The following is a 21,801-nucleotide window of genomic DNA, read 5'->3' as shown; positions in this document are numbered from 1 at the left end:
GATGGACCTATCCCAGGCTCTCGCTTCACTCAGGGTTCACCCTGTAGAGAGAGTCGTGTATGAAAGTATCCAGTTCTAATGCCATTTTTCAGCCTCAACGGTCTGAAAACGTCGATAAGGATGCAAAGGCATTTCTAGTCAAGCACGTAGGCGAGCGCAAGATGAGTCTTGCTCGCGCCAGCGATGGGCAGGTGGAAGTGACCTTGTCGCCGCCACCGCCTGCACATCTGGTGTTGAGTGGTGGTGGGGCAAAGGGTATTGCATTTCCGGGCATGGTCCAGGCGCTTGAAGACCACAAGGCAATGGGCGGGGTCAAAGTCATCTCCGGCTCTTCGGCTGGCGCTATCTCCGCTGCGCTGCTCGCCAGTGGCATGGATGCCAAGACATTCGAAAAACTATCGAACAGCCTCAACTTGCCTGAATTGCTGAGCAGCAAAGATTCTCTTACCGCAAAGTTACAGAAGGCCAGTGCTCAACTTGGCAAGTTGGCGGAGCGCTTACCCGGGCCGGCCGGAAACATCGCGCAATTACTGTTCACTCTGATTCCGCGCCTGCAGACCGAAGCGCAGCCTCTGGAGGATTTGATTGGCGATCAAGCGCGTAAGTCGCTGTTGGCGCAGATCGCAGGGGCATCTCGGGAAAACCGGCCAGATGAAGTCATGAAGATTTCCGACCGGCTCAGCGCAGGGGAAGGGCCGACTTTTAATGATCTTGCGGTGTTGAGCCGCCACATTCCGGCGGTCAAGCAGCTCAATATTACGGGTGTCGGCATGTTCGATGGCCGACCGCAGTTGGTGGTCTTCAATGCCAGCACCACCCCTGACATGGACATTGCCCGTGCGGCTCATATATCCGGCTCACTGCCTGGCCTATTCAAAAGCCCGAAGGAGCAAGGCCATCTGTTTCAGGAACATGCTGAACAAACGGCATTCCAGGATGGTGGGCTGCTGGTCAATACACCGTCTTCTGCGGTGATTGATCCGCCTTCTTCAGAGCCCTCTCTGAGCAAGACCGAGTCGTTGGTTGTCAAGTTCGAACCCGATAATCCGAAGCCTGCAACGAGCGGCGGTTTTTGGAGTGACGTGGTCGATAGGATCCTGGGAATTCCCCATGCGGCTGCTGAGGGGTATCAGGAAGATAAGCTCAAGGCCCAAGCGGATCAGACTGTCGTGTTACCGCTGAAGTCCGAAAAGGGCGATTTTCGCGGCCTGCTGGGTGGCACGGTTAATTTCACCATGACCGACGATCAGAAAATGCACCTGCAGGCGTCGGCGCGTGCAGCGGTAGGCGCGCACCTGGAAAGGCGTGCGCAGTTACGTGAGCGCTATCAATTTGAGTCATTGGACCAAGCTGTATTGGCCATGGACGATGACATGCTGGCGAGCGTTGAGCATGATCTGAAGAAGGATCCCGCCGCCAAGGATGTGCTGATGTTTCGTAATGGTGCAACGCAAGCGCTGCAAGCGCTGAATGTCGCCATTGCCGAAGCCAATCAGGCCGGTGACAAGCTGACGGTGACACCCAAGATCGCGAGGGCGTTGCGTAACTTGGATGCGCTGGCGCGAGGCCCTGAGTATGTCGAATGGTTGGGGCGGCGCCTCAACGCAGCCGACAAGCCTAATTTTCAGCAGCTCCTGCAAATGATGAGCAAAGCGTCAGTTGGCGATAACACCGCGATGTCCAAGGTGATGAAAAGCGCGGTTGCACAGATGAAAAGGAATGATCTGGCGGTAAAAGCCGAAAACTTTACGCGGGAAGTCATTTATCCGTCGCTCTATCGTCCGGGCCAGCCGGCATCCAACATCGAGCTGCTGCGACGTGCAGCCCGTGACTTGGCAGATGCGCAGACGCCACAGGCGTTCAATAACGTGCTCGACGGCATCGTCAAACATTACAAGGCGCGCAATAAACCCTGGAGTGTCCCGTTTCGCTCTACCACTGTGGAAGCGGCCAAAGCCTGGCGTCTACCGGTTTAGTTGCCTGGCCACTGAACAGCCACTGTCACGGCGTGTCGTAGCTACAGGCATCCCTTGGACTTTGGTAAATCATGGCCACACACGAAGACGGTAAAACTCCGAACCTGTCGCAGGAAGAGCAGCAGGATGTCGACGAGAACCAACCACCCCGCGCGGCGGTGCTGCACGAAATTATCCGCACCCAAGGCGATCAGGAACTGGAGCGCAGCGTCGCCGCCCTATGGTGGTCGGCGCTGGCCGCCGGCCTGACCATGGGGCTGTCGTTGATGGCCATGGGATTGCTCAATTCGCGCCTGCCCGACGGTGAAGCTTTCAAGGTCATCGCCAGCTTCGGCTATTGCGCAGGTTTCCTCGCGGTGATCCTGGCGCGCCAGCAATTGTTTACGGAAAACACCCTGACCGCCGTGCTGCCGGTGATGAGCAAGCCGACTTTGGCCAATGCCGGGCGCTTGTTGCGGCTGTGGTCGGTGGTGTTGGTGGGCAACCTGTGCGGCACCTTGCTGGTGGCCTACGTGATGCTGCACTTGCCTATTTTTGACACCAAGACCGATCAGGCCTTCCTGGAGATCGGCCGAAAGGTCATGGAAAACGACGCCGGCCAGATGTTCGCCAAGGGCATCATCTCGGGCTGGATGATTGCCACCATGGTGTGGATGATCCCGTCGATGGAAAGCGCCAAGATGTGGATCATCATTGTGATCACCTACCTGATGGCCCTGGGGGGTTTCACGCACATCGTGGTGGGCTCTGCAGAGGTTTCGTACCTAGTGTTTGCCGGCGAACTGTCGTGGCATGACTTCTGGCTGGTGTTTGCCGGCCCAACCCTGGCCGGCAATATCATCGGTGGCAGCTTTATCTTTGCATTGATCAGCCATGCGCAGATTCGCAGCGAGAGTAAGTTGAGTTCCCCTGATCGCTGCGGCGCACGTCAGGGCGAGGAAAGGAGGTGATACCGTCCCGCGAAGACTGATGCAGACTCTTTGCGGGACACTAGGGCTAAAGTTTTCAGGCGTTCAGCGATGTGCTGGCAGGTTCGGCGGCAACTGTGCGGTCAGGTGCCCTCAGTTGCCCCTCCCACCGGGCAATCACCAATGGCGCCAGCGCGTTGCCAAGCACATTCAGCGCCGTGACCGGCATGTCCATCAGGCGATAGACACCAGCGATAATCGCCACTCCTTCCACGGGGAGACCCGCCGCAGTCAAGGTCGCGGTAAGGATGATAAACATGAAACCCGGCACGCCCGCCGCGCCTTTTGACGTCAACACCATGATCAATACCAGCATCCCCTGATCCGCCAGGCTCAGGTCGATGCCATACGCCTGGGCAATGAATAATGTACCCAACGCAGCAAAAAGAGATGCGCCATCCAGGTTGAACGAGTAGCCCAGTGGGATAACCATGCTGGTAATCGGGCGTGGTGCACCATAGCGCTCCATTTTCTCGATCAGTTGAGGCATCACTGTCGCTGAAGCGGCGCTGCTATAGGCCAGCAACAATTCACTGCGTATCTCCCGCACCAAGTGGAAGAAGCCGATCCCCGCCAGGCGTGCAACTGCGCCCAATACACACAATGCAAATAACAGCACTGCGATATAAGTCGTGCCGATCAGTTTGGCCAGTGGCAGCAAGGCACTGAGGCCAAAGCTGGCGATGGTGACTGCGATCAGCCCGAAAATGCCGATTGGCGAGTAATGCATGACCAGATGGGTGACTTTGAACATGGTGTCGGAGATGGCCTGCATCACACTGATCAAGGGGGCCTTGCGCTGCTCGGGCAGCATAGACAAGGCGCAACCGAACAGGATGGCGAAAAACAGCACGCAGAGCAGCTTGCCCTGTGACATGGCCAAGACGATGTTATCCGGTACGATCGCCAATAGCGTTTGCCCCAGGTTCTGGGTTTTGCCGTTGGCGGCCAGCTCTGTGACTGGCGTCTGCAAAGCACTGCCAAATTCGGCCCCCGAGCCAGGCTCGACGACGTTTCCAACGATCAGGCCAAAGACGATTGCAACACTGGTGATCGTGAAGAAGTAAACGAAGGTCTTCACGCCGACGCGTCCCAACGCGGCGGGATTTCCCATGCCAGCAATGCCGACTGTCATGCAAGCGAAGACCAGAGGCACGACGATCATCTTCATCAGCTTGATAAACAAGTCGCCTGCCGGTTGCAGCAAATTGTCAATGAACCACAGCTTGTGTTCGGGAAACTGGTTGAGAAGGATGCCGACGATTATCCCGGCAGCCAGGCCGATCATGATGCGAGTCACAAGGCTGGTTGGTTTTTTGGTGGTCATGGGGGTTGCCCTTATTGTTGTAGATATCAGGGATTTATTGAGCGAACAGCCCGGCGAAGTTTTTGAACCCTTTCACCTCGATGGGGTTGCCGCTGGGGTCAAGAAAAAACATCGTGCGTTGCTCGCCTGGCTCGCCAGCGAATCGGGTCACTGGCGGAATCTCGAAACATGTACCCAGGCGGGTAAGACGGTCGGCAAGCGTCAACCACTCCTCAAGTGGTAACACCACGCCCAGATGCGGCATCAGCACATGATGCTCACCCACCAGCCCGGAACGCGTGGTGGGAAACGGCGTGCCCAGGTGCAGTGAAAGTTGGTTCCCGAAAAAATCGAAGTCGATCCAGGTCTCGCTGCTACGGCCTTCCGTACAGCCCAAAACATCTCGATAAAAAATCCGCGCCTGGTTTAGGTCATAGACATGATATGCAGCGTGGAAAGGTCTGTTCATGGGGGGTGCTCCGTGTGGGGGAGCTCTCAAATTAAACAGGCCGCGTATCCGGGTAAAACGGGTTCGCCTTGGTCTGAGCGAAAGGAAAACTTATGGATGTTCGATTCCTGAGAAGTCTGGTCGCAGTCATTGAAGCCGGCTCCATTGCTGCGGCCGCGCGCCGCGAAAATCGTAGTGCAGCGGCGATCAGCCAACGAGTCAAAGCGCTTGAGCGGACGTTGGGGTGCACGCTGCTTATGCGCACTGCGCATGCCGCGTGGCCCTCGGACCAGTGCCTATTGTTGTTACCAAAAATTCAAGCAGTCATTAAGCAGGCGCGTGAATTGCAGGAGGATCTGAGCCAGGATGGCTTATCGGGAGAGATCAAGATCGGTGCCATTTCGACGGCATTGACCGGCGTTTTACCGGCGGTGATCGAGCGCCTGGCCCTTTCGGCACCTGGGCTGAGACTGAAGATCACACCAGGAGACTCCAGAAGTCTCTATGAGAGATTGCTGGCTCAGGAGCTGGACGCTGCGATTCTTGTCAGGCCTCCCTTTCAGCCACCCAAGGCTTTGGCGACGACCTTATTGCGGGCTGAGCCTTTGATCCTGATTGCTCCGGCTGAGTGGGGCACGCAAACGTTAGAAGCATTGCTGCGCGAGCGTTCATTCATTCGGTACGACGCTCGTTCGTGGGGTGGGCAGATTGCACAGCGCTTCCTCGATGAACAGTCCTTTGACCCGCAGGTGTTGTGTGAGCTGGATGCCTTGGAAACCATCGTCATGTTGGTTGCCCAAGGCATGGGGGTATCACTGGTACCGCAGTGGGCAGGGATGTCTGGCAATGGCCTGTGTGTCTTGCCGGTCGACGACGCGCCACGCTATGCGCGGGATCTGGTCATCATGCATAGCTCGACGCCGCGCCGCCCACTGGCGATGCGGCACTTGCTTGAATACCTGCGCAATTGCAGCGCGCCCTCAGGCAAACGTGTGATGTAGCGACGTAGATCCCCGTCACTTCACTGAGGTTCGGCATCACGCCGATGGTGGGCGGCAGGCCGATAAAGCGGAAGCCCACATAGGTGAGCAGGGTTGTGAGGTAAATAAAGGCGGCGACAAGTTCAAGCATCCGGGGTGCTTGGACGCTGGGGGGGAATGGGGGGGGCCGCAGTGGCGGTGTGAGGTTGCAAGGTCTTGGGCGAAAGTGCGGTAGAACCTTTCGGTGTCGCGCGGCTCATAGCGGATACGTGCGGTTTTGCGTATGTAGTGCTAGAACTCTAATCGCTGCATAAAACGACAAAAGGAATAAGTCATGACAGTCGCTTTCTGGTGTGTGTTGATCGCCATTTTTCTCCCGTACTTGTGCACGGGGGTGGCCAAGTTCAGTGGGGGCAAATTCGGGTTGCGCCACAACCACGACCCGCGGGCTTTTCTGGAGGGCCTGGACGGTGTGGCCAAGCGTGCCCACAGCGCGCAGCTCAACGGTTTTGAGGTCACCCCGGCATTCGCGGCGGCGGTGATTATCGCCCATCTGGCGGGTACGGCCGAATTGGTGACCATCAACGTGCTGGCGGTGCTGTTTATCACCAGCCGTCTGCTGTACATCATTTGCTACCTGGCGGACTGGGCGATCCTGCGTTCGCTGGTGTGGGCGGTGGGGATGGCGTTGATCGCGAGTTTCTTCTTCGTCTCGATCTGAGGCGCGGCGCCGCTGCCCAATGTGGGAGAGGTGTGTTCCCTCCCTCATTGGGCTTTCAGCGTTGGTCAGGTGCCTGTGGGCGCGTCCGGCACTTGTGGCAACGTTGCGCCCTTGGGCCATAGCATCCAGATCTGGCCCTGCTGTTTCATATTCCCCGCTAACTCACCCGCCGCATCGCCAGTGCCCCAAAACAGGTCCGCACGCACTTCGCCAGTGATGGCGCCACCGGTGTCCTGGGCGGCGACGGGGCGAGCAATCGGCGAACCGTCTGGCTTGGTGGTCGACAGCCACAACAGGCTGCCCAACGGAATCACCTTACGATCCACCGCCACGCTGTAGCCGGCGGTCAGCGGCACATTCAGCGAGCCCCGTGGGCCTTCGTTGCTGTCGGGGCGGGCGCTGAAGAACACATAGCTGGGGTTGCTTGCCAACAGTTCCGGAATGCGTTGCGGGTGAGCCTTGGCCCAGGCGCTGATGGCACCCATGCTGACCTCTTCCTTCTTCAGTTCACCCTGTTCCACCAGCCAGCGGCCGATAGGGCGGTAGGGGTAGCCGTTCTGGTCGCCGTAACCCACGCGCAATTGGCGCCCGCCTTTGAGTTGGATGCGCCCCGAACCCTGGATCTGCAGGAATTGCAGGTCCATCGGGTCGGTGAGCCAGGCGATCGGCTTGGCGCTGGAGCCCTGGCCGTTGATCACACTGGCATCGTCATACGGTTTGAGCACGCGGCCTTCCAGGCGACCACGCAGGCGCTTGCCTTTGAGTTCGGGGTAAATGCTCTCCAGATTGACGATGATCAGATCATCCGGCACCCCGTAGACCGGCACGTGAGCAGTGGCGGTCTTGGTCAGGCTGCCGGGGTAGACCGGCTCGTAATAGCCGGTGATCAAGCCGTTGGGAGTGTTGTCCGCCGAGCGCAGGCCGAAAACGTCCAGGCGCTCCTTGAGAAAACCGCGCACTGCTGGCGCATCGGCCGGGACCGTAGCCGCTGCGGCGCAGGTCGCGCCCCAGACCGGGTCGGCCTTGAGGCGTTGGCAGGCGCTACGCCAGGCTTCGAAACCGGCCATTAAGTCGTTGTCGGACACCACCGGCAAGGCTTCCCACGGAGTATTCACGTAGGTGGCGACGGCGTGAGGTTTGACGGTTTCATCTTTGCCGACTTCTTTGCCTGTGTCCTTGCCAGCGTCGCAGCCGGCCAGCAGCGCGATGAGAGGTAGAGCCCACGCCAGACGGCGGCTCCAGGGTTTCAATGTGATAGTCATCCAAGCAATTCCTGAAGCGATCACCCACGCCGAAGCGGCGCTGGGCAACCCTTATTATTAATAGGGCTATTGGTCTTTGCGGACGGGGCGAGGATACTGGCCGCCGTTTCCCGTGACCTTGAAGCCATCATGACTTTTAAAAGACTGACCGTTGTATTGCTGGCCTGCCTGACTTTGTCCGCCTGCGGCGGAGTGGATCCGAATTCGCCTCTGGGTCAGCGCAAGGCGATCTTCAAACAGATGCTCAAGACCAGCGAAGACCTGGGCGGCATGTTGCGTGGGCGTATTCCGTTCGACGGCGCGAAGTTCGCCGAAGGCGCGGCCAAACTCGATACGTTGGCCCACGAGCCGTGGCAGCACTTTCCGAGCGTGCGTGAAGAAGATCACACCAGCGCCAAAGACGACGTGTGGCAAAAGCAGGCGCAGTTCCAGCAACTGGCGCGCGACCTGGAAGCGGCCACCGGTGAATTGGTGATCGCCAGCCAGGTTCAGCCTTACAAGGCCAATAACCTCGGGCCTGCGGTGCAGAAAGTCGAAGATGCCTGCAGTGCCTGCCATAAACAGTTCCGGGACCATTGATCGGTGTTACTGGTCGAGTTCTTCCACTGCGTTCTGCAACTCTTTGCGTGACTCGGCCAGCTTGTCTTTGCGCTTGTTGATCTTATCTGGGTCACCCTTTTTCATGGCCTTGTCGAGGTCGGCCTGACGACGGCTGACTTCATGCTTGGCGTCGAGCACCTTGTTCTCCCGCTCTTTTTTCAGGGTGGCGTCGTTGCAATGGGCGGTGACTTCGCTCAGGGCTTTTTCCAGGCCGGCTTGCTGTTCGCTGTTGCCGTGGGCCTTGGCTTGCTCGATTTGGGTGCTGATGGCCTGGCGCTTGGCGGCGCAGCCGGTGAGGGGTTCTGCATCATCGGCCGCCAGCAACGGAGTGGTCATCAGGCTTGCGACAATCGATAAGGCAAGCGGGGCTAAACATTTCATAGGGAACTCCTGGATCGCAAATGGCAGGGTGAATTCTGCCGACTGTTAAAGCGGTGTCTGGCCGGTTCAGAACCCGTCTATCCCGGCCGCATGTAGTGTTTCCGCCAAGACCCGCACCTGCGGGTCGTGAAAAAAAGCGCTCAATTGCGCCGCTCGACCCGGCCCGATGCCATCTTCGGCCATCCAGGCTTGGGTGTCGCGGGCGACCAGCGTGTGCCAGTCACCCTTGAGGTTGTTGCGTGCCACAGGCGGGACGCCCAAGGCTTTGAGCCATTGCGCAAAGGGCCGTTGTCGAGCGCGGTGGAGGCTGTCGAGCACCCGCGTGCGGCTTTGCTCACCAAAGCCCTCAATGTTAGCAAGCTGCGCCGCATCCAGGGTTAACCAATCGAGAAAGCCTGCGATTAGACCGGCCTGGATCAATACGTTCCAGGTCTCGCGGCCCATATGAGGTAGCGCCAGGCCCTGGTTGCCGCTAAGCCAGGTCAGGCGCGCGAGCAATTGCTCTTCGCAGCCGGGGTCCAGTTGCCAGCAACTCAAAGCGTGAAAGTCCTTTGGATCGGGGACGGCCAAGGCGACTCGGTTGGGGTTGCGCAGGATGACCTGGTCCAACCGTGGAATGATCTGGCCCGCGACGGTGATGGACACTTGGTCGCCGGGGCGAATATCCAAGGTTTGCCAGCGCTTCAAGGAGCCAGCGCTGACCCGTTTGATCTGCCGGTCGTCCAGCCGCACCGGTTCCAGCTCCAGGAGGGGAGTGATCCGCCCGGTGCGACCGATCTTGAACCGCACCTGGCGCACCAGGGCCAGCGCCTTGGTGGCCGGATATTTCCAGGCTACGGCCCAGTATGGCGTGCTGACCTGCCAGCGTTCGGCGGGTGCGCGCGACGCCTGGTGCAACACGACCCCATCACTGGCAAAGGGCAGCGCATGGTTGTACCAATAGGTGCGCCAGTGCGCGGCTTCGTCCAGGCTTTGAACGGGGTGACTGTAGCGCTGGCTGTCCGTGAAGCCCCAGCGCGCCAGGGTCGCCAGACGCTCGCTGAACCCAGAAGGGGTATCGGGCCAGGCCCAGACGAACAGGCCAATACCTGCGGCGTCGGCGTCGCTCAACTGGCGGCGGTTCATCAGCCCGGCCACTTTGCTGCGAGCATTGAGCCCGCCCTGTAGCGATTGCACATGGGCGTCCAGTCGCCAATAGAGTTCGCCTTGCAACACCAGGTCGATGGGGTCTGGCAACTGTTGGACAATTCCGGGAATCTTGCGCGCAGACGCCGACCAGTCCTGGCCAAGCACTCCATCGCCACGGCTGATCACCTGCGCCAGCCGACCTTTGCGATAAACCAGGGTCACCGCGACGCCATCTACCTTGGGTTGAACCCACACGTCCTGCCGCGTCGCCAGCCAGGCCACGACTGCTTGTTCGTCCAAGAGTTTTTCCAGGCCGGTGTGGGCGACCGGGTGGCGCAAGGTGCCTCGTGAACTGGCCAGCGGCCGGTCAGGTGGAGCAGTGGGGGAAGGAAAGCATTGGCGCCAATGAGCCAGACGTTGGCGGGCTTGATCGTAGAGCTCGTCGCTGACGGGAGATTGGCCGAGGCGGTGGTAACGGTCGTCCCACACGCGTACTTGTTCGGCCAGGGCATCGACCTGATGACGGGCTTCGTCGGGGCAGCTCTCGGCCAAGGCCCCAAAGGTTAACGCGCTGAGTAAAAGAGCAATCAAAAAACGCATCGTGAGCATCCTTGCTCGGAAGGGGCGCCCAGCCTAAATGATCCGTTTGCCCACAAAAAAGCCCCGACAGTGCGGGGCTTTTTACCGGGTGTTTCTGTTTACTTGAACAGACCGCCCAGCGCTTTCACAGCGTCGTTCTTATCCGCTTTGGCCGCCTGGTTTTGCTGCTTGGCGTCGGCCTTGGCCTGGGACTCAGCCAATTTGTTGCAACCTTTGTTGACCTGTTCCAGCGCGGCTTCAAACGCACGCACTTTCAACACGTCGTTCTGGGCGTTGGCCGCATCGATCTTGGCCTGCAGGTCGTTGGCTTGCTTCTGGCAGTCGCCGGCATTGCCGCCACCTGTATGTGCGCCCAGGACGCTGCTCAGTGCGCTCAGATCGGCGGTGTGGGCCGGCAAGGCGAACAAGCTGAGCAGAAGGGCGGCGGGGGCGAGCGTGGAGATGCGCATGAAAAACCTCAATGTTCGATTGCCGCGCCGGGTAATCCCGGACTGGCGCAAGGCAATATCCAAATAGGGTGGGTGCCCGAGAGGGCGCGGATTCTAGAGAGCCATTATTTTGCCTGCAAGGTTGGGAGCCAAAAAATGTGAACGCCCGCCCGATTCATCGGGCAATAAAAAGCCCTGCCGGGTGGACCGGGCAGGGCTGTTTGAGTAGCGCGACTGTTACAGGCCGGCGGCGGTACGCAGGTCGTTGGCGCGGTCGGTTTTTTCCCAGGTGAAGGTGGTGAAGGTGTCGTCGCCGACAGTCTTCTGCTCAGGCGTACGACCGAAGTGGCCGTAGGCTGCGGTCTCCTGGTACATCGGGTGCAGCAGGTCGAGCATGGTGGTGATTGCGTAGGGGCGCAGGTCGAAGACTTCACGCACCAGTTTGACGATCTTGTCATCGCTGATCTTGCCGGTGCCGAAGGTGTTCAGCGAGATCGACGTAGGCTGAGCCACGCCGATAGCGTAGGAAACCTGAATTTCGCAACGTTCGGCGAGGCCGGCGGCCACGATATTCTTGGCCACGTAACGACCGGCGTAGGCGGCCGAACGGTCCACCTTGGACGGGTCTTTGCCGGAGAACGCACCACCGCCGTGGCGGGCCATGCCGCCGTAGCTGTCGACGATGATCTTGCGACCGGTCAGGCCGCAGTCGCCCACTGGGCCGCCGATGATGAACTGGCCAGTCGGATTGATGTGGAACTGGGTGTCCTTGCTCAGCAGTTCGGCCGGCAGTACATGCTTGACGATCAGTTCCATCACGCCTTCGCGCAGGTCGGCGTAGGACACATCCGGGTTGTGCTGAGTCGACAGCACCACCGCGTCGATGCCGACGACTTTGCCGCCTTCGTAACGGCAGGTTACCTGGGACTTGGCGTCCGGACGCAGCCACGGCAGCAGGCCGGATTTACGGGCTTCGGCCTGGCGCTTGACCAACTGGTGGGAGAAGGTGATCGGGGCCGGCATCAGCACGTCGGTTTCGTTGCTGGCGTAGCCGAACATCAGGCCCTGGTCGCCTGCGCCTTGGTCTTCCGGTTTGGCGCGGTCGACACCCTGGTTGATGTCGGGCGACTGCTTGCCAATGATGTTCATCACGCCGCAGGTGGCGCCGTCGAAGCCGACGTCGGAGCTGTTGTATCCGATGTCGGTGATCACGTCGCGGACCAGTTGCTCCAGGTCGACCCAGGCGGAGGTGGTCACTTCGCCGGCGATGATCGCTACACCGGTTTTCACCAGGGTCTCGCACGCCACGCGGGCGAACTTGTCTTCAGCGATGATGGCGTCCAGCACCGCATCAGAAATCTGGTCGGCGATTTTGTCCGGATGCCCTTCAGACACGGACTCGGAGGTGAAAAGGGAGTATTCGCTCATCTCGATGTTTTCCTGATATTTACCGATGGTGAGTGTCGCCAGCCGGTCGCTGAAAGTGGCGGACCTGGATCTGGAAACCATTACGTAAACCTACATAGAGGCTTTCCCCGGGAACGAGTCCCGCAGCGGTGGCCCAACGGGCCAGATCGTCCTGTTCAAAACCCAACCAGAGATCACCGCAGGCCTCCCTGGCCCAACTCTGGTTGTGGCTGCATAAATCCGTCACCAGCAGGCTGCCGCCGGGGTGCAGTAATCCGGCCATTTGCTTGAGGGCGTCGGCGGGGGCGGCGAAATGGTGCAAGACCATGTTCAGCACCACGCAGTCGGCCCGCAGGCTGCTGTCTTTCAAGGCGTCGGCCAACTGCAGGTTGACGTTGCCCAAGGCTTCTCGCTCGCAGAGCTGGCGCGCCAGCTCCAGCATCGCCGGGCTGTTGTCCAGCGCCGTGACTTGCTGAAAGCGGCGTGCCAGCTCCGGCAGAAAACCGCCGTCGCCGGGGCCGACCTCCAGCGCCGTGGCCTCTTCACTGAAGCTCAGCTTGTCCAACAACGCCAGCACGCTGTCGCGGTACTGCGGTAAACCGGCAATCAAATCCTGCTGGGCGCGAAACTTCTCGGCGACCCGTGCGAAAAAGTCCTGACTGGCCGCGGCACGTTGCCCGTGGACCTGGCCGATACGTGCCTGGACATCGTTCGGCAGGCTCAGGTTGTCCACTTCCTCCAGCAGGGCGGCGTGCAGCTTGCCGCCGAGCAGGTCGGTGTGGGGCAGGGCGCGGCGGTAAAAAATCGCATTGCCTTCGCGGCGGGTGGCGACCAATTCGGCTTGGGACAGCACCTTTAAGTGATGGCTCATGCCCGATTGGCCGATGGCGAAAATCTGCGCCAGCTCCAGCACCCCGAAAGAATCGTTGGTCAGGGCCCGTAAAACATTCAGGCGCAAGGGGTCGCCGGCGGCTTTGCACAAAGCGGCCAGCTCTTCACCATCGTCGGGACGCAGGGAGGGCACAGATAGGTTCATAAGGCCAGCAGTCTAGTGGTGGGGCAGGGCGCTCGCAAGGTCAATATCAAAAAGTTTTGATATTGATCGATAAGTGGCGGTTATAAGCAGTCGCTATAACCTTTAGACGAACACGTGAAAGGTTTCCGCAGACGATTGCCGCGCAAACCACAGGAAAAACCGCCTCAAGTGATTATCTGTCATTGCCCGCAGGCGGTGGCTGAGGGAAAATGCCGGTCCTTTTTTCCGTTTCTTTCTATATCCGCAGGAGAACAGCGATGCCCAGCCGTCGTGAGCGTGCCAACGCCATTCGTGCCCTCAGCATGGATGCCGTGCAAAAAGCCAACAGCGGCCATCCCGGTGCCCCGATGGGCATGGCGGATATCGCCGAAGTGCTTTGGCGTGACTACCTGAAACACAACCCGAGTAACCCATCGTTCGCCGACCGTGACCGCTTCGTGCTGTCCAACGGCCATGGCTCGATGCTGATCTATTCGCTGCTGCACCTGACCGGCTACGACGTCACCATCGACGACCTCAAGAGCTTCCGCCAGCTGCACAGCCGCACGCCGGGCCACCCGGAATTCGGCTACACCCCAGGCGTCGAGACCACCACCGGGCCGCTGGGCCAAGGCCTGGCCAACGCCGTGGGTTTCGCCCTGGCTGAAAAAGTGCTGGGCGCGCAGTTCAACCGCCCTGGACACGACATCGTCGATCACCACACCTATGTGTTCCTGGGTGATGGCTGCATGATGGAAGGCATTTCCCACGAAGTCGCATCCCTGGCCGGCACCCTGGGCCTGGGCAAGCTGATCGCCTTCTACGATGACAACGGCATCTCCATCGACGGCGAAGTCGAAGGCTGGTTCACCGATGACACCCCGAAGCGTTTCGAAGCCTACAACTGGCAGGTGATCCGCAACGTCGACGGTCACGATCCGGAAGAGATCAAAACCGCGATCGACACCGCCCGCAAGAGCGCGCAGCCGACCCTGATCTGCTGCAAGACCACCATCGGTTTCGGCTCGCCGAACAAGCAAGGCAAGGAAGACTGCCACGGCGCTCCACTGGGTGACGCGGAAATCGCCCTGACCCGCGAAGCGCTGAAGTGGAACCACGGCCCGTTCGAAATCCCGGCTGACATCTACGCCGAATGGGATGCCAAGGAAAAAGGCCTGGCCACCGAAGCCGAGTGGGACCAGCGCTTCGCTGCCTACTCCGCCGAATTCCCGGAGCTGGCCAACGAGCTGGTCCGCCGCCTGGCCGGTGATCTGCCTGCTGACTTCTCGGAAAAGGCATCTGCCTACATCGCCGAAGTCGCTGCCAAGGGCGAGACCATCGCCAGCCGTAAAGCCAGCCAGAACACCCTGAACGCCTTTGGCCCGTTGCTGCCTGAGTTCCTCGGCGGCTCGGCCGACCTGGCCGGCTCCAACCTGACCCTGTGGAAAGGCTGCAAAGGTGTCACGGCCGAAGATGCCAGCGGCAACTACATGTACTACGGCGTGCGCGAGTTCGGCATGAGCGCCATCATGAACGGCGTGTCCTTGCACGGTGGTCTGGTGCCTTACGGCGCAACCTTCCTGATGTTCATGGAATACGCCCGCAACGCCGTGCGCATGGCCGCGCTGATGAAGAAGCGCGTGATCCATGTGTACACCCACGACTCCATCGGTCTGGGCGAAGACGGCCCGACGCACCAGCCGGTCGAACAATTGACCAGCCTGCGTACAACGCCGAACCTGGATTGCTGGCGCCCAGCCGACGCGGTGGAATCCGCCGTGGCCTGGAAGCACGCCATCGAGCGTAAGGACGGCCCTACGGCGCTGATCTTCTCCCGTCAGAACCTGCAGCATCAGGCGCGCACCGACGCGCAGATCGCCGACATCAGCCGCGGCGGTTACGTGCTCAAGGACTGCGTGGGCGAGCCGGAGCTGATCCTGATCTCCACCGGTTCCGAAGTGGGCTTGACCGTTCAGGCGTACGACAAGCTGACTGAGCAGGGCCGTAACGTGCGCGTTGTATCCATGCCGTGCACCAGCGTGTTCGAAGCACAGGACGCCGGCTACAAGCAATCGGTGCTGCCGTTGCAGGTCAGTGCGCGTATCGCCATCGAGGCGGCACACGCCGACTACTGGTACAAGTACGTGGGCCTGGAAGGCCGCGTGATCGGCATGACCACCTACGGTGAGTCGGCGCCGGCGCCAGCCTTGTTCGAAGAGTTTGGCTTCACCCTGGAAAACATCCTGGGTCAGGCTGAAGAGCTGCTGGAAGACTAAGTCAGTCTGCGTTGTCTGTACTGGCGCTATCGCGGGCAAGCCCGCTCCTACATTGGATCGCGATCTGAAGGTGGGAGCGGGCTTGCCCGCGATGGCGTCGGAACATTCAACACTGAGCGAACTATTGATCGAGAGCCCCATGCCCCAAACGCGTCCCTACAAAGTTGCACTCAACGGCTACGGCCGCATTGGTCGTTGCGTCTTGCGTGCTCTGTTCGAGCGAGGGGCGGCAGCCGGGTTCGAGATTGTTGCCATCAACGATTTGGCCGACATGGCCAGCATCGAATACCTGACACGCTTTGACTCCACCCATGGCCGATTCCCCGGCGAAGTGCGGGTCGACGGCGATTGTCTGCATATCAATGGCAACTGCGTGAAAGTCCTGCGCAGTGCCACCCCCGAGGGCATCGACTGGGCGGCGCTGGACGTCGACCTGGTGTTGGAATGCTCCGGTGCCTACAACACCCGCGCCGATGGCCAGCGGTTTCTCGACGCCGGCGCGCCGCGTGTGCTGTTTTCCCAGCCGATGGCCAGCGAGGCGGATGTCGACGCCACCATCGTCTATGGCATCAACCAGGATTGCCTGACTGGCGATGAGCGGTTGGTGTCCAATGCGTCCTGTACCACCAACTGCAGCGTGCCGTTGTTGCGCCTGCTGGATCAGGCGATCGGCCTGGATTATGTGTCGATCACCACGATCCACTCGGCCATGAACGACCAGCCGGTGATCGACGCTTACCACCACGAAGACCTGCGCCGCACGCGGTCGGCGTTTCAGTCAGTGATTCCGGTGTCTACCGGCCTGGCGCGCGGCATCGAACGCTTGCTGCCGGAACTTGCCGGGCGAATCCAGGCCAAAGCCGTACGTGTGCCGACGGTGAACGTGTCCTGCCTGGATATCACCATGCAAACCGTCAGCGACACCGATGCCGTGGAGGTCAACCGGATCCTGCGCGACGCCGCCACCGGCGGTCCGCTCAAAGGTTTACTGGCCTACACCGAGTTGCCCCACGCCAGTTGCGATTTCAACCATGACCCGCATTCGGCGATTGTCGATGCCAGCCAGACCCGCGTTTCCGGCCCCAGGCTGGTGAACATCCTGGCCTGGTTCGATAACGAATGGGGTTTTGCCAACCGAATGCTGGATGTTGCGGAACATTATCTGCACATCGCCTCTAAACAACCTCAACAGTAATTCAGGAACTGCGACCCATGACCGTGTTGAAGATGACCGACCTCGATCTGCAAGGTAAGCGCGTACTGATTCGCGAAGACCTCAACGTCCCAGTCAAGGACGGTGTTGTCACCAGCGATGCGCGAATCCTGGCCTCGCTGCCGACCATCAAGCTGGCCCTGGAAAAAGGTGCGGCCGTGATGGTCTGCTCCCACCTGGGTCGTCCGACCGAAGGTGAGTTCTCCGCCGAAAACAGCCTCAAGCCGGTAGCCGATTACCTGAGCAAGGCCCTGGGCCGTGAAGTGCCGCTGGTGGCTGACTACCTGGGCGGCGTTGACGTGAAGGCCGGCGATATCGTGCTGTTCGAAAACGTGCGCTTCAACAAAGGCGAGAAAAAGAACAGCGACGAACTGGCCCAGCAATATGCTGCGCTGTGCGATGTGTTCGTCATGGACGCCTTCGGCACCGCTCACCGTGCCGAAGGTTCGACCCACGGCGTGGCCAAGTTCGCCAAGGTTGCGGCTGCCGGCCCTCTGTTGGCCGCTGAGCTGGAAGCCCTGGGCAAGGCCCTGGGAGCGCCGGCACAGCCGATGGCCGCCATCGTGGCGGGCTCCAAGGTGTCCACCAAGTTGGACGTACTTAACAGCCTCAGCCAGATCTGCAATCAGTTGATCGTCGGCGGCGGCATTGCCAACACTTTCCTGGCCGCAGCTGGCCACCCGGTGGGCAAGTCCCTGTACGAGCCGGATCTGCTCGACACCGCCCGCGCCATCGCCGCCAAAGTCAGCGTGCCGTTGCCGGTGGATGTGGTCGTGGCCAAGGAATTCGCCGAAAGCGCCGAAGCTACCGTCAAGCTGATCGCTGACGTAGCCGCCGATGACATGATTCTGGATATCGGCCCGCAAACCGCGGCTAACTTCGCTGAGTTGTTGAAGGCCTCCAAGACCATTCTGTGGAACGGTCCGGTCGGCGTGTTCGAGTTCGACCAGTTCGGCAACGGCACCAAGGTGCTGGCCAAGGCCATCGCCGACAGCTCGGCATTCTCTATTGCCGGTGGCGGCGACACCCTGGCGGCCATCGATAGATATGGCGTGGCTGACCAAATCTCCTACATTTCTACCGGTGGTGGCGCATTCCTCGAATTCGTCGAAGGCAAAGTGCTGCCTGCCGTTGAAGTGCTGGAAACCCGAGCCAAGGGCTAAGGCTCGTGATCCGGAAAAGGAGCATTCCTATGATCAAGTCATTGGCACTGGTGTTCGCGGCGGGCCTGCTGGCCGGCTGCGGCAGCGCGCCCACTGCGGCGTCGACGCCCGAACAGCCTGCGGCGCAGCAGAAACAGAGCTGCTACCAGGCTGACTGGCAGGCCGAAACCATGCCGGTGATCAACAAGCGCATCGGCAATGAACGGCTGGAGAAATACGACTCCGCGCCCAACGGTCAGGAACAGGGTTGCCCTTGACGGGTCTGATCAACTAACCGACAGCAGTGGCGGCCTTTGGGTCGCCGTTCGAGGATTGGCAATGAAAGGCGTTTTCGCCCTGGCGGCACTGGCTCTGTTGGCCGGTTGCAGCAGCATCAACATGTTCAATAAGGCAGACCCTGCCGATAAGTGGACCACCTGGACCTGCGACAGCAAGGCCGAGGTCAACTGGCGCTTTGCCAATGCGGCCCGCAGCGAGGTGGATGTGCGCCTCGGCGGTTCCGACCAGGTCTACCGCCTTAAACAGGAGGTTGCCGCCTCGGGCGTGCTGTACAGCAACGACCAACTGGCGTTTCACACCAAAGGTGAGGAAGGCCTGGTTTACTGGGTCGCCACCGACGATTTGATCGGGCGTGGCTGCAAGGCCCAATAAGATTTCAAATTTGATGAGATCAAAATGTGGGAGGGGGCTTGCCCCCGATAGCGGTTTTTCAGCACACCCATGTGCTGGCTGATCCACTGTCATCGGGGGCAAGCCCCCTCCCACACTTGCAATAACGATTCAGCAGGCCAGGCCCATAACGCCTGGCCTGCAATAACTTGAATAGCAGCCGCCGCTACGGCAGGCTTGCACGATTAACGACCCTCGACCGGGAGAGACAACACAATGGCACTTATCAGCATGCGTCAAATGCTGGACCACGCAGCCGAGTTCGGCTACGGCGTCCCAGCCTTTAACGTCAACAACCTTGAGCAGATGCGCGCCATCATGGAAGCCGCTGACAAGACCGACTCCCCAGTGATCGTCCAGGCTTCGGCCGGTGCCCGCAAATACGCCGGCGCGCCGTTCCTGCGTCACCTGATCCTGGCCGCGATCGAAGAATTCCCGCACATCCCGGTGTGCATGCACCAGGACCACGGCACCAGCCCTGACGTGTGCCAGCGCTCCATCCAACTGGGCTTCAGCTCGGTCATGATGGACGGCTCCCTCGGCGAAGACGGCAAGACCCCAACCGACTACGAATACAACGTCCGCGTTACCCAGCAAACCGTGGCCATGGCCCACGCTTGCGGTGTTTCGGTGGAAGGCGAGCTGGGCTGCCTGGGTTCCCTGGAAACCGGCATGGCTGGTGAAGAAGACGGCATCGGCGCCGAAGGCGTGCTGGATCACAGCCAAATGCTGACCGACCCGGAAGAAGCCGCTGACTTCGTGAAAAAGACTCAGGTCGACGCTCTGGCCATCGCCATCGGCACCAGCCACGGCGCCTACAAGTTCACCAAGCCGCCGACCGGCGACGTACTGGCCATCGACCGTATCAAGGAAATCCACAAGCGCATCCCTAACACCCATCTGGTGATGCACGGTTCTTCCTCGGTACCGCAGGAGTGGCTGGCGATCATCAACCAGTACGGCGGCGACATCAAAGAAACCTACGGCGTACCGGTTGAAGAAATCGTCGAAGGCATCAAGTACGGCGTGCGCAAAGTCAACATCGACACCGACCTGCGCCTGGCCTCCACCGGCGCAATGCGTCGCCTGATGGCCACCAACCCGAGCGAATTCGACCCGCGCAAATTCTTCGGCGCCACCGTCACCGCGATGCGTGATGTGTGTATCGCTCGTTACGAAGCATTTGGTACTGCGGGCAATGCGTCGAAGATCAAGCCGATCTCGTTGGAAGCCATGTACCAGCGTTACTTGAAAGGTGAGTTGAACGCTAAGGTGAACTAAGCCTCAGGCGTTTAAAAAGAAGCCCGCAGCGATGCGGGCTTTTTCTTGTTGAGATTTGGCTAGGTGGGTTCGCAAGACAGGAGATTCACGGAATGAACTTTTTGATTCTGCACTAGCTGACAGGTGTGTGCGCTTGTTTTTTTTGCAAGTATAAATAGACCATAACGGACGCCGACGCAGTTAGAAATGCCATGCCTGCTGCCACAATAAAAGGTGCTGGGCGACCACCCGCGATTATTAGCATTGTTCCTAAAGAGGGGCCCGTTATCACGCAAAGTATTTGAATGCTTCTAAATGATAGGGATATTCTTCCAATATTTTCTGTAGGACATAATTGCTGAAGAATTATATTTGAAGATATTATGAGTGTCTCATGGCCGAAGCCATTCAAAAACCAAACCATTGGATAGAAGTAGGCTCTCCCCGGTGTTTGGAAAAATACTAAAATTGCGGTCAGGGTTAATGCTGTAGAGAAAATAAGTAATGCGCCTGACCGAAGAAGAATTTCATCGAAGTTTCTCAATTTAAATTTCATCATCAATGCGGCACTTATTGCACCTCCGGCCGTCGCTGATACGATTATTGAAAAATTGACTGGATGTAAACCTTCATAGGCCAGAAAAGACGCCAAATGTGGGTCATAAATACCTAAAGCCAGCGATGTAAGCAGGGAGTACAAAAAGCCTATGCGTAGTTGAAAAGGTAAGGCGTTGAATATAGATAGTCCTCTTATTATATCGAGATAAAGTGGTAAGGCTTTGATGGAGCTTGCCTTAATTTGCGTTCGGAGTGATAGGCAAATAGACCTCAGGAGTGGAAAGGTTAATAAAACTGCGGTAGCTGAGAAAAAGAATAAATCTTTAGGCGACAATACTGCCGTTAACACGCCTGCAAGTAACGGTGCAAGAATTTTTGACGATTGATCAAATAAACTTACGTGACTGAAAAAAGATTTGTGCTCATCAGCATGTATCAATTGCCGAACAAGAATGGTTATTGACGGAAGGTAAAATAAGGTTGACATGCCTTTGAATATGACGAAAAGCAAAAAGCTTTTAAGGTCTGGAGACACTGCCAGCCCTAAAGTAGACAGTATGCGGAGTGAAGCGCCGGATACTAGTGTTTTCCTTACATCATATCGATCTATCAGCGATCCTATAATCGGACCTAGAAACAACATAGGCGCACCCAGGCAAAAAGCCAGGAACGCTATCGAAGAAGGAGAGGCATGCCATAGATAAACGGGAACCGTGAAGATTAAAAAAATATCGAGCCACAGTGAGAAACTGGATAGCGCTTGCACGCAAATAAGTTTACTTGACGTTTTCATTATGACGGTCTGGATGCAGAAAAAGCTTATCTTCAAATACGAAGCCATCCAGTTCATTTTCACTGGCGAATCGATACAAGTCGCTTAGTCTATTTATAAAGCCGCATCCGTTGAAATTTAAAGAGGTGTTGCAAAGTACGCCGACTCCTGATACGGCATGATAGGTGCTGAGTAATTGGTGCATACGAATATTCTGTAATTTATTGACTGATTGCGGACGCGCTGAGTTATCGACGTGTGTCACCGCCGGTATGCTAGCTGAGATAACTTTGCGAAATTCCAGCATGAAGGGTGAGGGGTCAGGGGGATAGAAGTATTCAGCCATACATTCTTCTAAACATATCGGTGCTATAGGGCGAAACCCTTCGCGTTTCTTGATTTTGTTTAATCTAACGAGATTTTCTCTGTCTTAATTGAGAAGTGAGGGTCTGGTATGCATCGTTTGACTGATTGATGAGCGTAGGTTCTATAATTACACGATTCATATATAGTTCCTCAGTGTTATTGCATTCGCAGATTGGCGATGCACTCAAACCGTATGAAGGTTTATTTTGATTGTCAATGTGTATTTTTTCTGCTGTCTTATTTTTAGCTAAGCCCTTGTTTATTTTTTGTATGAGCTTGTCGGGTTATTCTGATAGATATTTCC

At 58.3% G+C, this 21,801-nt stretch carries 20 protein-coding genes and 2 pseudogenes; 11 read left to right on the top strand and 11 right to left on the bottom strand.

All coding sequences use genetic code 11. The annotated features are described in order from the left end of the window. Positions 1-59: 59 nt before the first annotated feature. Both YA0848_RS27605 and YA0848_RS27600 read left to right on the top strand, forming a co-directional pair. Complete coding sequence (locus tag YA0848_RS27605) at positions 60-1,976, top strand: patatin-like phospholipase family protein (RefSeq protein WP_169903007.1); 1,917 nt, start codon at positions 60-62, stop codon at positions 1,974-1,976. Between the two features lie 71 nt (positions 1,977-2,047). Then, positions 2,048-2,926: a formate/nitrite transporter family protein gene (locus YA0848_RS27600; protein ID WP_169903009.1), complete on the top strand. Its 879-nt coding sequence runs from the start codon at positions 2,048-2,050 to the stop codon at positions 2,924-2,926. A gap of 55 nt (positions 2,927-2,981) precedes the next feature. On the opposite strand, the gene YA0848_RS27595 is transcribed toward YA0848_RS27600, so the two are convergent. Next, positions 2,982-4,232: a cation:dicarboxylate symporter family transporter gene (locus YA0848_RS27595; RefSeq protein WP_047881788.1), complete on the bottom strand. Its 1,251-nt coding sequence runs from the start codon at positions 4,230-4,232 to the stop codon at positions 2,982-2,984. A gap of 73 nt (positions 4,233-4,305) precedes the next feature. Then, positions 4,306-4,719 carry a VOC family protein gene (locus YA0848_RS27590; protein ID WP_047881705.1) on the bottom strand — a complete coding sequence of 138 codons (414 nt, stop codon included), beginning with the start codon at positions 4,717-4,719 and terminating at the stop codon, positions 4,306-4,308. Positions 4,720-4,811: 92 nt separating this feature from the next. Between YA0848_RS27590 and YA0848_RS27585 the strand changes: the two genes are divergently transcribed. Further along, complete coding sequence (locus YA0848_RS27585; protein ID WP_169903011.1) at positions 4,812-5,699, top strand: LysR family transcriptional regulator; 888 nt, start codon at positions 4,812-4,814, stop codon at positions 5,697-5,699. 34 nt (positions 5,700-5,733) lie between these two features. Here the strand turns inward: YA0848_RS27585 and YA0848_RS36190 are convergent. Beyond that, positions 5,734-5,829, bottom strand: a pseudogene (locus YA0848_RS36190) (hypothetical protein); the annotation flags it as partial. Between the two features lie 183 nt (positions 5,830-6,012). On the opposite strand from YA0848_RS36190, the gene YA0848_RS27580 reads away from it, so the two are divergent. Further along, positions 6,013-6,399 carry an MAPEG family protein gene (locus YA0848_RS27580; RefSeq protein ID WP_034101230.1) on the top strand — a complete coding sequence of 129 codons (387 nt, stop codon included), beginning with the start codon at positions 6,013-6,015 and terminating at the stop codon, positions 6,397-6,399. Positions 6,400-6,464: 65 nt separating this feature from the next. Here the strand turns inward: YA0848_RS27580 and mltA are convergent, their stop codons facing one another. Further along, a complete protein-coding gene (gene mltA / locus YA0848_RS27575; protein WP_034115341.1) occupies positions 6,465-7,661 on the bottom strand; it encodes a murein transglycosylase A in 1,197 nt (398 codons plus the stop codon). A gap of 129 nt (positions 7,662-7,790) precedes the next feature. On the opposite strand from mltA, the gene YA0848_RS27570 reads away from it, so the two are divergent. Next, a complete protein-coding gene (locus tag YA0848_RS27570) occupies positions 7,791-8,240 on the top strand; it encodes a c-type cytochrome (protein WP_034101227.1) in 450 nt (149 codons plus the stop codon). Positions 8,241-8,246: 6 nt separating this feature from the next. On the opposite strand, the gene YA0848_RS27565 is transcribed toward YA0848_RS27570, so the two are convergent. The 5 genes from YA0848_RS27565 to YA0848_RS27545 all read right to left on the bottom strand — a co-directional run bounded on the left by YA0848_RS27565 (position 8,247) and on the right by YA0848_RS27545 (position 13,241). Next, complete coding sequence (locus tag YA0848_RS27565; protein WP_034101226.1) at positions 8,247-8,642, bottom strand: DUF1090 domain-containing protein; 396 nt, start codon at positions 8,640-8,642, stop codon at positions 8,247-8,249. Positions 8,643-8,708: 66 nt separating this feature from the next. Further along, the gene (ligB, locus tag YA0848_RS27560) at positions 8,709-10,370 is read right to left on the bottom strand and encodes an NAD-dependent DNA ligase LigB (protein WP_169903013.1); all 1,662 of its coding nucleotides are present in this window, start codon (positions 10,368-10,370) and stop codon (positions 8,709-8,711) included. 98 nt (positions 10,371-10,468) lie between these two features. After that, positions 10,469-10,819, bottom strand: a complete 351-nt coding sequence (locus YA0848_RS27555) for a DUF1090 family protein (RefSeq protein WP_034101224.1) — start codon at positions 10,817-10,819, stop codon at positions 10,469-10,471. Positions 10,820-11,035: 216 nt separating this feature from the next. Beyond that, positions 11,036-12,226, bottom strand: a complete 1,191-nt coding sequence (metK, locus tag YA0848_RS27550; protein WP_034115338.1) for a methionine adenosyltransferase — start codon at positions 12,224-12,226, stop codon at positions 11,036-11,038. Positions 12,227-12,245: 19 nt separating this feature from the next. Then, positions 12,246-13,241, bottom strand: coding sequence for an ArsR/SmtB family transcription factor (locus tag YA0848_RS27545; protein ID WP_034139640.1), 996 nt, complete (start codon positions 13,239-13,241; stop codon positions 12,246-12,248). A gap of 257 nt (positions 13,242-13,498) precedes the next feature. On the opposite strand from YA0848_RS27545, the gene tkt reads away from it, so the two are divergent. The 6 genes from tkt to fba all read left to right on the top strand — a co-directional run bounded on the left by tkt (position 13,499) and on the right by fba (position 19,822). Then, on the top strand, positions 13,499-15,496 hold the full coding sequence (gene tkt, locus YA0848_RS27540) for a transketolase (RefSeq protein WP_034115336.1): 1,998 nt from the start codon (positions 13,499-13,501) through the stop codon (positions 15,494-15,496). A gap of 139 nt (positions 15,497-15,635) precedes the next feature. Beyond that, complete coding sequence (gene epd / locus YA0848_RS27535) at positions 15,636-16,691, top strand: erythrose-4-phosphate dehydrogenase (protein ID WP_169903017.1); 1,056 nt, start codon at positions 15,636-15,638, stop codon at positions 16,689-16,691. 17 nt (positions 16,692-16,708) lie between these two features. Next, complete coding sequence (locus tag YA0848_RS27530) at positions 16,709-17,872, top strand: phosphoglycerate kinase (protein WP_169903019.1); 1,164 nt, start codon at positions 16,709-16,711, stop codon at positions 17,870-17,872. Positions 17,873-17,901: 29 nt separating this feature from the next. Further along, positions 17,902-18,129 (top strand): lipoprotein, encoded by a 228-nt coding sequence (locus tag YA0848_RS27525; RefSeq protein ID WP_034101218.1) that lies wholly within the window; start codon positions 17,902-17,904, stop codon positions 18,127-18,129. Between the two features lie 61 nt (positions 18,130-18,190). Continuing rightward, positions 18,191-18,523 (top strand): MliC family protein, encoded by a 333-nt coding sequence (locus YA0848_RS27520; RefSeq protein WP_034101217.1) that lies wholly within the window; start codon positions 18,191-18,193, stop codon positions 18,521-18,523. A gap of 234 nt (positions 18,524-18,757) precedes the next feature. Then, the gene (gene fba, locus YA0848_RS27515) at positions 18,758-19,822 is read left to right on the top strand and encodes a class II fructose-bisphosphate aldolase (RefSeq protein WP_003177554.1); all 1,065 of its coding nucleotides are present in this window, start codon (positions 18,758-18,760) and stop codon (positions 19,820-19,822) included. Between the two features lie 112 nt (positions 19,823-19,934). Here the strand turns inward: fba and YA0848_RS27510 are convergent, their stop codons facing one another. Together YA0848_RS27510 and YA0848_RS27505 are read right to left on the bottom strand one after the other, a co-directional pair. After that, complete coding sequence (locus YA0848_RS27510) at positions 19,935-21,152, bottom strand: MFS transporter (protein ID WP_232925196.1); 1,218 nt, start codon at positions 21,150-21,152, stop codon at positions 19,935-19,937. Beyond that, a pseudogene (locus tag YA0848_RS27505) lies at positions 21,136-21,534 on the bottom strand (carbamoyltransferase C-terminal domain-containing protein); the annotation flags it as partial. The gene YA0848_RS27510 and the pseudogene YA0848_RS27505, both read right to left, overlap by 17 nt. Between the last annotated feature and the right edge of the window lie 267 nt (positions 21,535-21,801).

The organism is Pseudomonas sp. S4_EA_1b (assembly GCF_016307435.1).
GTDB classification, from domain to species: Bacteria; Pseudomonadota; Gammaproteobacteria; order Pseudomonadales; family Pseudomonadaceae; genus Aquipseudomonas; species Aquipseudomonas rhodesiae.
This window is presented reverse-complemented; position numbering and strand designations above follow the sequence as displayed.

What these genes read in the sequence shown, in the direction of transcription:
- YA0848_RS27605 (WP_169903007.1), top strand. Translation starts at nt 60, where the DNA reads ATGAAAGTATCCAGTTCTAATGCCATTTTTCAGCCTCAACGGTCTGAA.
- YA0848_RS27600 (WP_169903009.1), top strand. Translation starts at nt 2,048, where the DNA reads ATGGCCACACACGAAGACGGTAAAACTCCGAACCTGTCGCAGGAAGAG.
- YA0848_RS27595 (WP_047881788.1), bottom strand. Translation starts at nt 4,232, where the DNA reads ATGATCGGCCTGGCTGCCGGGATAATCGTCGGCATCCTTCTCAACCAG.
- YA0848_RS27590 (WP_047881705.1), bottom strand. Translation starts at nt 4,719, where the DNA reads ATGAACAGACCTTTCCACGCTGCATATCATGTCTATGACCTAAACCAG.
- YA0848_RS27585 (WP_169903011.1), top strand. Translation starts at nt 4,812, where the DNA reads ATGGATGTTCGATTCCTGAGAAGTCTGGTCGCAGTCATTGAAGCCGGC.
- YA0848_RS27580 (WP_034101230.1), top strand. Translation starts at nt 6,013, where the DNA reads ATGACAGTCGCTTTCTGGTGTGTGTTGATCGCCATTTTTCTCCCGTAC.
- mltA (WP_034115341.1), bottom strand. Translation starts at nt 7,661, where the DNA reads ATGACTATCACATTGAAACCCTGGAGCCGCCGTCTGGCGTGGGCTCTA.
- YA0848_RS27570 (WP_034101227.1), top strand. Translation starts at nt 7,791, where the DNA reads ATGACTTTTAAAAGACTGACCGTTGTATTGCTGGCCTGCCTGACTTTG.
- YA0848_RS27565 (WP_034101226.1), bottom strand. Translation starts at nt 8,642, where the DNA reads ATGAAATGTTTAGCCCCGCTTGCCTTATCGATTGTCGCAAGCCTGATG.
- ligB (WP_169903013.1), bottom strand. Translation starts at nt 10,370, where the DNA reads ATGCGTTTTTTGATTGCTCTTTTACTCAGCGCGTTAACCTTTGGGGCC.
- YA0848_RS27555 (WP_034101224.1), bottom strand. Translation starts at nt 10,819, where the DNA reads ATGCGCATCTCCACGCTCGCCCCCGCCGCCCTTCTGCTCAGCTTGTTC.
- metK (WP_034115338.1), bottom strand. Translation starts at nt 12,226, where the DNA reads ATGAGCGAATACTCCCTTTTCACCTCCGAGTCCGTGTCTGAAGGGCAT.
- YA0848_RS27545 (WP_034139640.1), bottom strand. Translation starts at nt 13,241, where the DNA reads ATGAACCTATCTGTGCCCTCCCTGCGTCCCGACGATGGTGAAGAGCTG.
- tkt (WP_034115336.1), top strand. Translation starts at nt 13,499, where the DNA reads ATGCCCAGCCGTCGTGAGCGTGCCAACGCCATTCGTGCCCTCAGCATG.
- epd (WP_169903017.1), top strand. Translation starts at nt 15,636, where the DNA reads ATGCCCCAAACGCGTCCCTACAAAGTTGCACTCAACGGCTACGGCCGC.
- YA0848_RS27530 (WP_169903019.1), top strand. Translation starts at nt 16,709, where the DNA reads ATGACCGTGTTGAAGATGACCGACCTCGATCTGCAAGGTAAGCGCGTA.
- YA0848_RS27525 (WP_034101218.1), top strand. Translation starts at nt 17,902, where the DNA reads ATGATCAAGTCATTGGCACTGGTGTTCGCGGCGGGCCTGCTGGCCGGC.
- YA0848_RS27520 (WP_034101217.1), top strand. Translation starts at nt 18,191, where the DNA reads ATGAAAGGCGTTTTCGCCCTGGCGGCACTGGCTCTGTTGGCCGGTTGC.
- fba (WP_003177554.1), top strand. Translation starts at nt 18,758, where the DNA reads ATGGCACTTATCAGCATGCGTCAAATGCTGGACCACGCAGCCGAGTTC.
- YA0848_RS27510 (WP_232925196.1), bottom strand. Translation starts at nt 21,152, where the DNA reads ATGAAAACGTCAAGTAAACTTATTTGCGTGCAAGCGCTATCCAGTTTC.